This is a genomic window from Flavobacterium sp. (genome assembly GCF_031423415.1).
In the GTDB taxonomy this organism is placed as follows: domain Bacteria; phylum Bacteroidota; class Bacteroidia; order Flavobacteriales; family Flavobacteriaceae; genus Flavobacterium.
On sequence record NZ_JANPFL010000165.1, the window covers coordinates 1 to 14,725 of the forward strand.

The 14,725-nt window shown below is 33.4% G+C and carries 14 protein-coding genes; 5 read left to right on the forward strand and 9 right to left on the reverse strand.

All coding sequences use genetic code 11. The features are described 5' to 3' along the window. Nucleotides 1-233: 233 nt before the first annotated feature. The 3 genes from accD to RMO83_RS13975 form a co-directional block, all read right to left on the reverse strand. On the reverse strand, nucleotides 234-1,088 hold the full coding sequence (accD, locus tag RMO83_RS13965; RefSeq protein WP_310560313.1) for an acetyl-CoA carboxylase, carboxyltransferase subunit beta: 855 nt from the start codon (nucleotides 1,086-1,088) through the stop codon (nucleotides 234-236). A gap of 104 nt (nucleotides 1,089-1,192) precedes the next feature. Continuing rightward, the gene (gene fbaA / locus RMO83_RS13970) at nucleotides 1,193-2,260 is read right to left on the reverse strand and encodes a class II fructose-bisphosphate aldolase (RefSeq protein WP_310560314.1); all 1,068 of its coding nucleotides are present in this window, start codon (nucleotides 2,258-2,260) and stop codon (nucleotides 1,193-1,195) included. Between the two features lie 65 nt (nucleotides 2,261-2,325). Continuing rightward, nucleotides 2,326-4,878 (reverse strand): BamA/TamA family outer membrane protein, encoded by a 2,553-nt coding sequence (locus tag RMO83_RS13975; protein ID WP_310560315.1) that lies wholly within the window; start codon nucleotides 4,876-4,878, stop codon nucleotides 2,326-2,328. Between the two features lie 37 nt (nucleotides 4,879-4,915). Here RMO83_RS13975 and RMO83_RS13980 point away from each other — a divergent pair, with 37 nt between their 5' ends. Next, entirely contained in the window at nucleotides 4,916-5,641 is a 726-nt protein-coding gene (locus RMO83_RS13980; RefSeq protein ID WP_310560316.1) for an RNA methyltransferase, read from the forward strand. A 57-nt stretch (nucleotides 5,642-5,698) separates the two neighbouring features. On the opposite strand, the gene RMO83_RS13985 is transcribed toward RMO83_RS13980, so the two are convergent. The 4 genes from RMO83_RS13985 to RMO83_RS14000 form a co-directional block, all read right to left on the reverse strand. Then, the gene (locus tag RMO83_RS13985; protein WP_310560317.1) at nucleotides 5,699-6,418 is read right to left on the reverse strand and encodes a porin family protein; all 720 of its coding nucleotides are present in this window, start codon (nucleotides 6,416-6,418) and stop codon (nucleotides 5,699-5,701) included. A gap of 1 nt (nucleotide 6,419) precedes the next feature. Further along, nucleotides 6,420-7,151, reverse strand: coding sequence for a bifunctional demethylmenaquinone methyltransferase/2-methoxy-6-polyprenyl-1,4-benzoquinol methylase UbiE (ubiE, locus tag RMO83_RS13990; RefSeq protein ID WP_310560318.1), 732 nt, complete (start codon nucleotides 7,149-7,151; stop codon nucleotides 6,420-6,422). Between the two features lie 105 nt (nucleotides 7,152-7,256). Continuing rightward, nucleotides 7,257-7,742 (reverse strand): dihydrofolate reductase, encoded by a 486-nt coding sequence (locus tag RMO83_RS13995; protein WP_310560319.1) that lies wholly within the window; start codon nucleotides 7,740-7,742, stop codon nucleotides 7,257-7,259. A 3-nt stretch (nucleotides 7,743-7,745) separates the two neighbouring features. Beyond that, nucleotides 7,746-8,087, reverse strand: coding sequence for a 2TM domain-containing protein (locus tag RMO83_RS14000; RefSeq protein WP_310560320.1), 342 nt, complete (start codon nucleotides 8,085-8,087; stop codon nucleotides 7,746-7,748). Between the two features lie 239 nt (nucleotides 8,088-8,326). Between RMO83_RS14000 and RMO83_RS14005 the strand changes: the two genes are divergently transcribed. Together RMO83_RS14005 and RMO83_RS14010 are read left to right on the forward strand one after the other, a co-directional pair. Further along, nucleotides 8,327-8,623, forward strand: a complete 297-nt coding sequence (locus RMO83_RS14005) for an isoamylase early set domain-containing protein (RefSeq protein WP_310560374.1) — start codon at nucleotides 8,327-8,329, stop codon at nucleotides 8,621-8,623. A gap of 238 nt (nucleotides 8,624-8,861) precedes the next feature. Then, nucleotides 8,862-9,509 (forward strand): polysaccharide deacetylase family protein, encoded by a 648-nt coding sequence (locus RMO83_RS14010; protein ID WP_310560321.1) that lies wholly within the window; start codon nucleotides 8,862-8,864, stop codon nucleotides 9,507-9,509. On the opposite strand, the gene RMO83_RS14015 is transcribed toward RMO83_RS14010, so the two are convergent. Continuing rightward, nucleotides 9,506-9,802 (reverse strand): thioredoxin family protein, encoded by a 297-nt coding sequence (locus RMO83_RS14015; RefSeq protein WP_310560322.1) that lies wholly within the window; start codon nucleotides 9,800-9,802, stop codon nucleotides 9,506-9,508. The genes RMO83_RS14010 and RMO83_RS14015 overlap by 4 nt on opposite strands. Nucleotides 9,803-9,875: 73 nt before the next feature. After that, on the reverse strand, nucleotides 9,876-11,111 hold the full coding sequence (locus RMO83_RS14020) for a metallophosphoesterase (RefSeq protein WP_310560323.1): 1,236 nt from the start codon (nucleotides 11,109-11,111) through the stop codon (nucleotides 9,876-9,878). A 136-nt stretch (nucleotides 11,112-11,247) separates the two neighbouring features. Here RMO83_RS14020 and polA point away from each other — a divergent pair, with 136 nt between their 5' ends. Continuing rightward, nucleotides 11,248-14,133 carry a DNA polymerase I gene (gene polA / locus RMO83_RS14025; RefSeq protein WP_310560324.1) on the forward strand — a complete coding sequence of 962 codons (2,886 nt, stop codon included), beginning with the start codon at nucleotides 11,248-11,250 and terminating at the stop codon, nucleotides 14,131-14,133. 168 nt (nucleotides 14,134-14,301) lie between these two features. Further along, the gene (locus RMO83_RS14030) at nucleotides 14,302-14,625 is read left to right on the forward strand and encodes a GIY-YIG nuclease family protein (protein WP_310560325.1); all 324 of its coding nucleotides are present in this window, start codon (nucleotides 14,302-14,304) and stop codon (nucleotides 14,623-14,625) included. Nucleotides 14,626-14,725 lie beyond the last annotated feature (100 nt).

The window sequence follows — 14,725 nt, forward strand, 5'->3', positions numbered from 1 at the left end:
GGTTTTATTTTGCCTAACATATTGCCACTTTTTTATACCGAAATATACACTTTTTGGCGATTTAAAAGTACTGTTTTCAACTGAATTTAATCACAAGTTATTAACAATCAAATTGTTAATTCATTTTTAAGGAATGACTAACTACTTTTTTCATCTTCCAAAATTTAAAATAAAGATAAAAAAAAACACAAAGCGATCACTTTGTGTTTTTTGGTATTTATGTTTGTAAAAAACTATCTAACCTCAATATTCTGAATTAAGTCGATATACAAATTAATCGAATCTTTCAATTCTTTTCTTGGTGTTATAAAGTCCAAAAATCCGTGTTCTAAAACAAATTCAGCCGTTTGAAAGCCTTCTGGCAAATCTTTTCCTGTCGTATCTTTTACAACTCTAGGACCAGCAAAGCCTATCAAAGCTCCAGGTTCAGAAATGTTGATGTCACCAAGCATAGCATAAGAAGCAGTTGTTCCTCCCGTTGTTGGATCCGTACACAAAGAAATATAGGGAATTTTTGCTTCGGCCAATTGCGCTAGTTTCGCAGAGGTTTTGGCTAATTGCATCAACGAATAAGCCGCTTCCATCATCCTAGCTCCACCTGATTTTGAAATCATTACAAAAGGAATGCTATTTTTGATAGAATAATCTATTCCACGAGCAATTTTTTCGCCTACAACTCCACCAATCGAGCCACCAATGAAAGCAAAATCCATACAGCAAACTACTAAATCTTTTCCTTTTGATTTTCCCACTCCTGTGCGAACCGCATCATTCAATTTGGTCTTGGCAATAGTGTCTTTCAAACGATCGGAATACTTTTTGGTATCAACAAAATGCAACGTATCTTTAGAGGTCATTTTTGCATCTAATTCTACGAATTCATTGTTATCAAACAATATTTCGAAATATTCTTTGCTTCCAATTCTAACATGAAAACCATCTTCTGGACTAACATATAAATTGCGAGCTAATTCATCGGCATCAATTACTTTTCCTGTAGGTGATTTGTACCAAAGACCTTTTGGAACATCCATTTTGTCTTCAGTAGCCGTAGTAATTCCTTTTTCTGTTCTTTTAAACCAAGCCATAATTAAGTTGGAAGTTAGAAGTTAGAAGTTGGAAGTAAAATCCTTTTCTAAATTCTTAATTAATGTTTAATTCACTTCGTACTTCGTATATCGTACTTCGTACTTTATAAAGTATTCACGTTATTCAAGTCAGCAAATGCTTGTTCTAGTCTTGCATTGAAAGTAACTTCACCTTCACGCAACCATTTTCTTGGGTCGTAATATTTTTTGTTTGGAGCATCAGAACCAGTTGGATTTCCAATTTGAGTTTTTAGGTAATCTATGTTGTCTACCATAAAGTCGCGAATACCTTCCGCAAATGCGAATTGCAAGTCAGTATCAATATTCATTTTTACAACACCGTAGCTAATTCCTTCTCTGATTTCTTCTAATGTAGAACCTGAACCTCCGTGGAAAACGAAATCAACTGGATTGTGACCGGTATTGAATTTATTTTGAACATAATCTTGTGAGTTTTTCAAGATTTTTGGAGTCAATTTTACGTTTCCTGGTTTGTAAACTCCGTGAACGTTTCCAAAAGAAGCTGCGATGGTAAAACGTGGGCTTACTTTTAATAATTCTTCGTAAGCATATGATACTTCCGAAGGTTGAGTGTATAATTTTGAACTATCAACATCAGAGTTGTCAACGCCATCTTCTTCACCACCAGTGATTCCAAGTTCGATTTCTAATGTCATTCCCATTTTGCTCATTCTTTCCAAATATTTTTTACATATTTCGATATTTTCTTCAATAGGCTCTTCCGATAAATCAATCATGTGGGAGGAGAACAATGGCTTTCCTGTCGCTGCAAAATTTGCTTCAGATGCATCTAACAATCCATCAATCCAAGGCAATAATTTTTTTGCGCAATGGTCTGTATGTAAAATTACAGTTGCTCCATAAGCTTCCGCTAAAGTGTGAATGTGTTTTGCTCCAGCTATTCCTCCTGCAATTGCTGCCTTTTCTCCTGCATTTGAAAGTCCTTTTCCAGCATTAAACTGTGCTCCACCATTTGAGAATTGAATAATAACTGGTGCTTTTAGTTTTGCAGCAGTTTCTAAAACTCCGTTAATTGTGCTTGAACCTATCACGTTTACAGCAGGAAGTGCAAATCCTTTTTCTTTTGCATAGTTGAAAATTTCTTGTACTTGATCGCCTGTCGCAACGCCGGGTTTAATATTGTGTGCCATTGTAAATTGTTTAGATTGTTATTAACAGTTGTGTTATAGTTTGCAAAAATAAGAATTAATTAGCATTAGAAAGGATAATTTATTCCAAAATTAAACACAGAATGTGCAAAATCATAATCGTAAAACCATCGTTTCCCCATTTCATTAGCAGGATTGAAGGTTTTAAATCCTAAATCGAATCGTACTACGAAAAAATCTAAGTCGTAACGAAGACCAAAACCAGTACCTAATGCGATTTCTTTTAAATCTGCTAGAGTATCAAATGTGGCGGTTTCTTTTTCGACATTATCAAGTACATTCCAAATGTTGCCTGCATCGGCAAAAAGAGCTCCTTTTACACTTCCTGCTATTTTAAATCGGAACTCTGCACTCAACGCAATTTTCATATTCGCTTCGTTGTAATCATTCACAGCTCCTGTACTTCCTGGTCCTAAACGATAGGGTTCCCAAGCTCTATTGTCATTTGAACCGCCAGCAAAATAACTTCTTGAAAACGGAATGTAATTTGAATTACCGTATGGAATAGCAATTCCAAAAAAGCTCCGAAATGCCAAAACTTTTTCTTTGGATAAATCCCAATATTTTACATAATCGAATTCTGTTTTCACATATTCTGAATATTCTAAGTTGAAAACTTCATAATAACCGTTTTGGTTTTTGGCTAAATTTGCTGCATTTGAAATCAACGACAAGATTGAACCAGCCGATTCTAATTTAGTTCTAAATTGATAAAACGAATTGTCTTTTAGATTTGTTTTGGTCGTTTTTGAAAAAGAGTAGCTAGTTGATAGAATAAAGTCGTTTTCGGTAAGTCGCATTCTTCGTTCTTCTATACTGCTTATTGTAGCATATTCCGACGCTGGAACAAGTGTTTTACCATTCAGAACATCATTTGTAAAACCTTTGGTTCCGCTTTCTATAATCAAATTACTCGTGTCTGGATCGACGTAATTAATATTTGAATTATAAATTTTGGCTAAGTTATTTAACTCATTATAAGAAGACTCATAGACGTTAAAATAATTTTCAGGATTTAGATTTCGAACGTATTGGACGTTGAAAATATCAAATCGAGCGGTATTATTCCTTTTTGGATTCCAATTATAAGCTAGTATTGCGGTCACATTTTGTTTGTCAAGACCAATGTTTTTTTGATTAGATAAACCTGTAGAAACTAGCGTCGAGGGAATCATACTTTTAGGAATTATTTTTTCGGTTCGAAATGGAAACCAAATTCGAGGAATGTTCAATTTCAAATCCATTCCGTATTCAGATACATTGAAAAAATTGCTGTCAGGATTAGCCAAATCTTTGGATGAACCAATATTTCCTCTGGCCGAAAGTTCTAATGTTTCGGCACCGTTAAACACGTTCCTTATTGTTTCTGAAATGCTTCCACCAATACCTATGTCTTGAATATTCGAATGCGTAACATCAAATGTAGCACCTAAACTGTATTTTTTTCGAGGCGATAAATACACTTTTGCAATTAAAGATTGTGCTGTTGTGTCCCTTTTATCAATTTCATACAATATGGTTGGATAGTTGAAAATTTTCAGATTGTTCAAGTATCTTGTAGTTAAAACGGTTCTGAAATCAGCAAATAGACTTCCTTTAGTTATAAAAACTGCATCGGTTATCGCTTTTGGTTTGTATTTTAGCTTGGAATGACTGTATAAATTGACATCGTGATACGTTGTACTGTCCGAAAAAACACTGTTAGTATTGGTAGCCGAATAATCCGTGTAAATGTTTACATCACTTATTTTAAATATTTTGAAAGGCTCCGTTTTTGTGCTGTCCTTTTCTTGATAAGAATAATCGTTGATAATAAGATCAACATTTACTTTTTTATTCTTGTTCAGAGTATCTAAATTGTAAGTCACATAATTAGGTTGAAAATTATACACACCCTCATTCCTGAAATGTGTGGTAATTCGTTCTTTTTCGTCTTCAAAATCTTGCGTATTGTATTGTTTACCCGATTTTATCAAAGAATTAGCTATCCTTGTTTTATATAAGGAATCAAGCGCAGGAGTTTGGATTTTAGTTGTTACTGTGTCTATAAAAAAAGGAGTATTCGTGGTAATCGTGTATTTTATTTTGGCTTTTTTGGCACTGATGCTATCCAATTTATAGTTTGCTTTTACATTAAAAAAACCTTTATTGAAATAATAGTATTCTATTTTTGAAATAGATTTGACACTTCTTACTGTATCAACAATAACAGGAGGTTCGCCTGTCTCTTTTAAGAAATTATCGATTCCCTGATACCAAAAAGATTGCCCCAAACGATCGACTTGTTTTGCCGATAAAAATTTTGACATTCGTTCGTATTTACCGGGATGATTCGTGAACTTAGCTTGAAATACAGAATCGGGATTTGGAGTCGCCAGATTAAATAAATGCAACCGTAAATTATAACTCAACAACGTGGAGTTGGGTTTTTGATACAATTGATTGCTAATATCTTCGCTTTTTGAGACTTTGCCATTTACTAAAATTTCATTTTTAGTCAGACGTTGCTTGCCGTTCGGAACTCGTTTCTCGGCATCACAAGCCGAGATAATTATTCCAATTACAATAAATGTTGCTATTTTTGTATTAATCTTTTTCAAGTGCTGAGAGATATTTAATTCAAAAGTACATTATTTTATGCTTAGTAAAAACCAAATCAAGCTAATTACAAGTTTGCACCAAAAAAAACAGAGGTTTGCCCATCAATTGTTTTTTGCCGAAGGTATAAAGGGGATTCAAGAATTACTGGAATCGAATTTCGAATTGGTTAATTTATATACCAGCCAAAATGATTTTGACCAAGTATTGAATGAAAAAAAAGTATTTGTAAACGAACAAGAATTAAAAAAAATCAGCGCATTAGCAACTCCAAATACGTGTTTGGCAGTGTTCAAAATCCCTGATGAAAAAAAAATACCCGAATCTGGATTAATTCTTGCACTCGATTCTATTCGTGATCCCGGCAATTTAGGGACTATTTTGAGATTGTGTGATTGGTTTGGCGTTCATCAAATTATTTGTTCTAAAGAAACTGTTGATATTTATAATCCAAAAGTGGTTCAAGCAACGATGGGTTCATTGGCAAGGATTAATGTGAATTACATTGATTTGGAAACTTTTATCAGCCAAACCAATTTACCTGTTTTTGGCACTTTTATGGATGGAGATACCATTTATAAAAGTGATTTACCACAAGAAGGAATCATCATTATGGGCAATGAAGCCAATGGAATTTCGCTTGAAATAGAAAAATTAATTAAAAACCGACTCAGCATTCCTCGATTTGGAACACTACAAAAAACCGAAAGTTTGAATGTGGCTACTGCTACTGCTATTGTTTTAAGCGAATTTCGCCGTGGATGATTTTGTATTTCGTTTTAACAGCTGAATACTAAATTTCTGACCACTGACCACTGTTTTTTAGTGAAAAGTAAAATTAATAAAAACTGCTCGCGATTTTATAGATTCAATATTACTTGTCCAAGGACTATCCGCATTATTGTCAGGGATTAATTCGTTGCTCAGACCAAAAACACCTCTAATTGATGGAGAAAAAATAAAATATTCTGAAAAAATATCAATTCCAAAACCCAGTTCATAATTGGTTGTCCAAGCTTTTACCCTAAAACGGTCTTCATAATTATCGTCTATGGATTTGGCATTACTAGAAAGGTTTAAGGTTGCAGAAACACCTCCCAATAAATAAGGTCTGACATTTCCTGTTCTTAATGAAGAAAACTTTAGCAACAGCGGAAAATGAATATAAGTACTATTAACTTCTCTTAACTTATCTGAATTCGTAGGGGTTTCTATAAAATAACTGTTAGGATATTGCAAATCTCGTTTGGTATAATACAAACCGGGTTCAAACCGCAAACTGACGTATTCGTGTAGCCTCAAATCAGCGACTAGACCAACATTGAAACCCGTACTTTTTTTTACTTCAATATCTTCGCCTACTTTTTTATAATCTATTTTGAAATCGTACGAATTGAACCCCAAATAGAAGCCAAAATACAATTTTTGTTGTTGAAAATTTTCTAGATTTATTATCGGATCTTTACCAAATAGATTGTTCGCTTTCTGCGCAATACCGCTTGTAGAAATGACTAATAAAATTATAACTACTATTTTTCTCATATTATTTTTTGGAAGCCGAATAAATTGTAGCTACGCCAAATGTTTGTGGCAAAGCAACTACATCTATAAACCCAATTTTTTTCAAAATATTGTTCAAAGCTTCTCCATAAGGAAAAGCCGCTGCAGATTCAGACAAATATCCATAAGCAGCATCGTCTTTTGAAAATAGTTTTCCAATAATTGGAAGTATATTTTTACTGTAAAAAGTATAACCTTGTTTGTAAGGTGTTTTTTCGGGAATTGAAGTTTCGAGGATCACAAAAATTCCATTTGGTTTCAAAACTCTTAAAATTTCAGCCAAACCTTTTTCTAAGTTTTCAAAATTCCTAACGCCAAAAGCCACCGTGATAGCATCAAAATAATGAGCTTCAAATGGCATATTCTCAGAATCAGCCAATACCATTTCTATTCTTTGGGACAAGTTTCTTTCCAGAATTTTTTGCTTCCCAACTTCCAACATTCCAGCCGAAATGTCTAATCCTATAATTTGTTCGGCTTTAGTTTGAGCCATCAAAATAGCCAAATCTCCCGTTCCTGTTGCAATATCCAAAATAGTTTTTGGATCAGTGTTAGCGACCATTTTCAAAACTTTTTTGCGCCATTTTATATCTATTCCGAAAGAAATAACCCGATTAAGATTGTCATAATTGCCTGAAATAGTATCAAACATGGAGGCAACTTGCTCCTTTTTACTTAAAGTAGAATCTTTGTAAGGTGTTACGTTTTTTGACATTTTCTAAAATTTGAAGCAAAGGTAAACTAGATTTTTGGAAAACAAATGGTAAACCGTAAATTACTTCATCTCTTCGTTCCGAAAAACTTAAGAGTTCGAGAGACACTATTTTTTTCTGACGAAAGTTTGAAAAGTATAATTATAAAGGTGTTTTTCGTCTGTCGAATTAAATATTTCCGCAGTTAATTGCCAGATTTTAGGGTCAATTTCCGGAAAATAAACATCCGCTTCAAATGAATGATGCACTTTTGTAATATCGAGCTGGTCGGCTAAATGAATGGATTGTGAGTAAATTTCACCACCACCAATCACAAATACATCTTCGTTTTTTGGACAAATATCAATGGCTTCTTCTAAATCTTGAACTACAATGCATCCCTCACGAACATAATCTTTTTGTCGTGTAATAATAACGTGAGTTCGATTTGGCAGCGGTTTAGGGAAACTTTCGAAAGTTTTTCTTCCCATAATTATATAATGTCCCGAAGTAATTTCTTTAAATCGTCTAAAATCGTTGGGCAAATGCCAAAGCAGATCATTGTTTTTGCCAAGAGCATTATTTTCGGCAACAGCCGCAATTAAAATAATCATTTTTTATTGAGGGTTTTTAGAAGAACCTTCTTCTATTTGATTTTGCAATTGTGCAATTTTTTGCTCTTGTTTAGCAACTAGCCTATCTATTTGATCTCGTTCCCAATTTTTGTTCATAAACCGATCTGTAATATACACTTTTATAAAATGTAAAACAAAAAGGAAAAACCAAAATGTAATTACCCAAATAGCCCAATTTACAGTTAGTCCAAAAATTGCAAAATGATTGGCCAGAAACATAAATATACTTCCCAAAATTAATAAGACAAAATGAAAATAAAGTCCTTTCTTTTGCTTTAACCTTTTTCTAGCGTATTCGTATTGTTCGTGCTGTTCCTTTTCCACAATGCAAGATTTAGATTATAAAGATAAAAATAATTTTGCAATTTCATTATTTTTCAATGAAGAATATTAAAAGAGAAAACGTTTTATGATTTTGGATTTGAAAAATAATTTCGCTTAAAATTAAGAATGTATATTATTTTTGTGAAAATTATTGCCATACTCATAAAACTTCACCTTAAACATTGAAAACTCAAATATCTACTATATATTTGCCCCATAATTCTAAAAATGAAATAGTTATGTCAATCAAAAAACAAATAATAAAAACTAAACCGGTTTGTAAAGTAACATTTTCGGTTGAAGCAAAAGAAGCAAATACAGCAGCCGTTATAGGAGATTTTAACAATTGGAATCCAGCTGAAGGTGAGTTATCAAAATTAAAAAACGGAACTTTTAAAGGCGTTTTTGATTTAGCAAAAGATGCATCTTATGAATTTAAGTATTTAGTAGATGGTGCGTATGTTAACGATAGCGAAGCAGATTCTTTTGTTTGGAATGAATTTGCTGGTACAGAAAATGGTGTTTTAACTGTTTAAAAATATTTGAAAATCCGCTGAAAAGCGGATTTTTTTATTTTAAAACAATATATTTGTTGCCGACACTAATTCTAATTTTTTCACACAACAATTAATTTTTTTTGTTGTTTTTATTATCGTATTTTGTTTACATAAATTTTGTTTTGTGTAGACTAGTGCTGATATTTTATATTTTTCCCTACTAAAAATTTTAATGAGGTAGAATAGTTCCTCGTTAAAGTATTTTACAGATATCTGCATGTTTTATTGGATAAAAACAAACCGTTTTATAAAAAAAATATTCTCCAATTATATTTGGGATATTCCTAATAGTGGAAACAAAATCTACCTCACTTTTGATGATGGTCCAACACCTGAAATCACCGAATGGGTTTTACAAGAGTTAGAAAAACACAATGCCAAAGCCACTTTTTTTTGCATTGGCGACAATATTAAAAAGCATCCTGAAATCGTCGAAAAACTAATAGATAAAGGACATTCTTTAGGGAATCACACTTTCAATCATTTGAATGGCTGGAAAACTCCGACTAAAGAATATTTAGATAATGTTAAATTGTTTGAATCTTTGATTTCAAATCCAAAATCTAAAATCTGCAATCTAAAATCTAAAATTTTTCGTCCTCCTTACGGAAAAATCAAATCCTCACAAGCTAAAAAGCTGCGCCAAATAGGTTACAAAATAATTATGTGGGATGTATTGAGCGCAGATTATGACGCCAAAATTTCGGCAGAAAAATGTTTAGAAAACGCAACAAAAAATGTCACATCAGGAAGCATAATCGTTTTTCACGACAGTGTAAAAGCATTTCCGCATTTGGAATATACTTTACCAAAAGCACTGAATTATTTTAAAGAAAAAGGATTTGTTTTTGAAAAGCTTTCCTAAAGATGTTCTTGAACAAGATTGATTATCGAATTAGCATCCAATTCTCCTGATTGTCTCCAAATCATTTGACCTCCTTTATAAATCATCAACGTAGGAAGTCCCTTGATGCGCAATGCTTCAGCTAGTTCTTGATTTTTATCCACATCAATTTTAATTACTTTTGCTTTATCGCCTAAAGCCGCCGCAACATCCCTAATTACTGGATGCATCGATACAGATGATTCATTCCAATCTGTGTAAAAGTCAATTAGCACAGGAATCTGAGTGCTTATAAGTTCTCCAAATTTTGACATAAAACCAATGAATTTAATTTTCTAAATCTATTGAAAAGAGATATTATTTCACAAATGTAGCATTTTAAACGAATTATGCCACATTCTTAGCTTTTTTTAGTTGAATAACGGTAATTTCTGGCATAATTCCCACTCGTCCTGGATAAGCATGGAATCCAAAACCCCGATTTACATAAATATATTTTCCCGCTTTTTCATACAAACCTGCCCATTGATCATAAACATATTGTGCTGGACTCCACTTGAAAAATCCGGGTATTTCAATTCCAAATTGTAAACCATGCGTATGACCCGAAAATGTTAAATGAAAGCCCTTTGGATGAGTATTGATTTCCGCATCCCAGTGACTTGGATCATGACTCATCACTATTTTGAAATCTTTCTCAGATAATCCATCTGATGCTTTAAGCAAATCACCTGCTTTTTTAAAATGTCTTCCCCAGTTCTCGACCCCAATCAAGGCTATTTTATCCGTTCCTCTTTCAATATAAGTATGCTCATTTAACATTAACTGAAAACCAATTTGTCCATATAAATCCTTAATGGCTTGAAAATTTATTTCTTTAGCAGCTTCCGATGGCCAAGACACATATTCTCCATAATCGTGATTCCCTAAAACAGCATATTTTCCATACTTGTGATCTTGGATTCTTTTGAAAGTATCTATCCAAGGATGCATTTCCTTTGCATCAGTGTTCACAATATCGCCTGTAAACAATATCATATCCGAATTTTGCTCGTTGATTAAGTCTATTGCATAATTGATTTTTTCTGGATTGTCAAAGCTTCCGCTGTGCACATCAGAAATTTGAGTAATAGTAAAACCATCGAATTCATCTGGTAAATCAGGAAAAAATACAGTCTGTTTGATTACTTTGTAATTGTATTTGCCAAAAGTCATTCCGTAAATTAAGGAGCCAAAAGGAATTGCTGCAAATGCTAATGCCATCTGACTCACAAATTTTCTTCTTTCAGGCAAAAACGAACTGTTTTTAGTCTCACTTATAATATGAGTAACAGAACCCGATAAAAGTCTATAAATATCTTCAAAAAGCAAAACAATAGTCAAAAGTATTTTTGGTAAAAAAGTAATTAATAGCAATGCTAAAGTCAACATAGTCATTCTGGTTTGACCCACACTCCGATCAAAAACAAGGAATTGATAGGCAATAAATACAATTACCGCAACTGAACATATGATATAAGATAGTAAAACCCATTTGACATTAGTCAATGTTTTAACAACCTGAAAAGAATAAAATTCAATAATTAAAACAACTATTATAAATAGTATTAAGCGAAGCATCATTATCTGTTTTTTTACAAAAGTAAATAACTCGATAGTTTTATTACTTTTATTAATTCAAATTTAACTAAAACCTTAGTAGAAAAACATCTCAAAAAGTTTCAAACTTTCGTTACTTTTACCCTCAAAATATATTTTTATGTCTCAAAAACGTCTTTTCCTGCTCGATGCTTACGCTTTAATCTTTCGAGGTTATTTTGCTTTTATAAAAAACCCTAGAATCAATTCGAAAGGAATGGATACTTCGGCAATTATGGGCTTTATGAATGCCTTGATGGATGTGATCAAACGTGAAAAACCAGATCATTTAGCAGTGGCTTTCGACAAAGGCGGAAGCGATTACCGCTATGAAATGTACCAAGAATACAAAGCGCATCGCGACGAAACTCCCGAAGCCATAAAAATTGCCGTTCCTTATATTCAAGAATTATTGAAGGCAATGCACATTCCTATTATTGAAGTCGCTGGTTTTGAAGCCGATGATTTGATAGGTACTTTAGCCAAACAAGCCGAAAAAGAGAACTTTCAAGTTTTTATGGTTACTCCGGACAAGGATTTTGCTCAATTGGTTTCCGAAAATATTTTTATGTACAAACCAGCGCGAATGGGTAATGACATTGAAATTTGGGGAATTCCCGAAGTCTTGCAACGATTTGAAATTGAACGACCAGAGCAAGTGATTGATTTTCTGGGTATGATGGGCGATGCGGCCGATAATATTCCAGGACTTCCAGGCGTTGGGGAAGTAACCGCTAAGAAACTTTTGAAAGAATTCGGTACAATGGAAAACCTTTTAGCCAATACTGACAAGCTGAAAGGGGCGCTAAAAGACAAAATTGAAACCAATAAAGACAAAGGAATTTTGTCTAAAAAATTAGCCACAATACTTTTAGATTGTCCCGTTCAATTTAACGAAAGCGACTACGAATTATCAAAACCTGACGTTGAAAAAACAGACGAATTATTTCAGGAATTGGAATTTCGCCAGATGAAAGCGCAGTTTGACAAATATTTTGGAACTGGAAAAGAATACGACGAAATTGATACCAACGGAAATTCCAATGGCAATGACAATAGCAATGACAATGAAAAAATAGTTAAAAAAGCTCCAACGAAAAAATCCAATGAAGATCAGTTTGATTTATTTGGTTTTTCGGATGAAGAAAGTGGTGAAATACAATCGAGTTCCCATTATGCAACTTTAGATAACACCGAGCATTTTTACCAAAGTATTCAAGGAGATTTTGCCGTGAAATTGCTGATGCAAAACTTGATGAATCAAACTTCGGTTTGTTTTGACACCGAAACTACAGGAATTGACGCCTTGAATGCCGAACTCGTTGGAATGTCATTCTCCTTTGAAAAAGGAAAAGCATTTTACGTTCCGTTTCCAGAAAATCAAGACGATGCACAAGTTTTAGCGGATAAATTTAAACCTTTTTTCGAAAGTGAAAGTATCGAAAAAATTGGTCAAAACATTAAATACGATTTGAAAATCTTGTCACATTATGGCGTTCAAATCAATGGAAAATTGTTCGATACGATGATTGCGCATTATTTGATCAATCCAGATATGCGTCATAATATGGATGTTTTAAGTGAAACCTATTTGAAATATTCACCAAAATCCATAGAAGATTTAATTGGTAAAAAAGGCAAAAATCAAAAATCGATGCGAGACGTAGCCTTGGAAGAAATCAAAGAATACGCTGCCGAAGATGCTGATATTACTTTTCAATTGAAACAAAATTTCAGTCCGATTCTCGATAAAGCCGAAACCAAAAAATTGTTTGACGAAATAGAAATTCCATTAATCCCAGTTTTGGCAGCAATGGAATTGGAAGGTATTAATCTCGATGTTCCATTTCTGAAATCAATGTCGGTTGAAATGGCAAAAGAAAGCAACGCTTTGGAACAAAAAATTTACGAAACGGCTGGGGAGAAATTCAATTTGGCTTCGCCAAAACAACTCGGCGACATCTTATTTGATAAATTAAAAATTGGCGGAGCGAAACAAAAGAAAACCAAAACTGGCCAATATGCGACTGGCGAAGAGATTTTAAGTTATCTTGAAAAAGACAATCCAATCGTAAAAGACATTCTCGAATGGCGCCAAATGGTAAAATTGCAAAGCACTTATATTGATGCATTGCCGAACCAAGTGGATAAAAAAACTGGTCGCGTTCACACCGATTATATGCAAACTGTTGCTGCAACGGGACGTTTGAGTTCCAATAATCCCAATTTGCAAAACATCCCGATTCGTACCGAAAGAGGAAGATTAATCCGTAAAGCATTTATTGCTCGTGATGAAAATTACACCTTGGTTTCTGCGGATTATTCCCAAATAGAATTGCGAATCATCGCCGCTTTATCCGGCGAAGAGAATATGATTGCCGCATTTCAAAATAACGAAGACATTCACAGAAGTACGGCTGCAAAAGTATTCAACGTGCCATTGGAAGAAGTCACAAAAGAGCAACGTAGCAATGCCAAAACCGTGAATTTCGGAATTATTTACGGTGTTTCTGCTTTTGGACTTTCTAATCAAACTTCTCTTTCTAGAAAAGAAAGCGCCGAGTTGATTGATGCCTATTATGCGACTTATCCAAAACTAAAATCCTATATGTCGAATCAGGTAGATTTTGCGAGAGAAAATGGTTATGTGCAAACCGTTTTAGGAAGAAGACGGTATTTGAAAGATATAAATTCTGCCAATATGATGGTCAAAAGTGGAGCGGAACGAAATGCCGTAAATGCACCAATTCAAGGTTCAGCCGCCGATATTATCAAGATTGCGATGATAAATATCCATAAGAAACTAACTTCAACGAATCCCGACGGCTCGGGATGGAAATCGAAAATGTTGTTGCAGGTTCACGATGAGTTGGTGTTTGATGTTCACAACTCCGAACTAGAAAAAATCCAACCGATGATTAAACACGAAATGGAAAATGCTTTTATAATGGATGTTCCGTTGGAAGTTGAAATTGGAATGGGGAAAAATTGGCTGGAAGCACATTAGGAAAGTTAAGTAGAAAGCAGAAGTTTTTATCATATTTTGTCATTTCGACGAAGGAGAAATCACATAACGAGAATACTAATTTGAGCAACAAACTTGAGTAAATGATCTGATTTCTCACAAAAGGTCGAAATGACAAAGTTGTTTTATAATTAAATTGAAATTTTGAAGATGAATGAATTTAATCCACAAGTAGGTTTTCATTCCTATTACGTTTACATCATTACCAATAAGTATAGATCTACATTTTACATTGGAATGACTAATAATTTAAAATTAAGACTAAAACAACATAAAGAAAATTTAGAAACTAAAAACAAAACTTTTGCTTCAAAATATAACCTAGAATTTTTAGTTTATTATGAAAAATTTGTTTGGGTTGAAGAAGCTGTTGCTAGAGAAAAAGAATTAAAAAAATGGAGAAGAGAAAAAAAGCTAGATCTTATTCGCAACTTTAATTCTAAATTTGAATTCTTGAATCATTGCTTTGAATAATATTCGATTTTTAGCATTCTGGATTTAATTTATTATTTCTACGAAGAAGAAATCGCTTAACGAGGTGTTCGTTGAGTAACAAACTAGAGCAACAGATGTG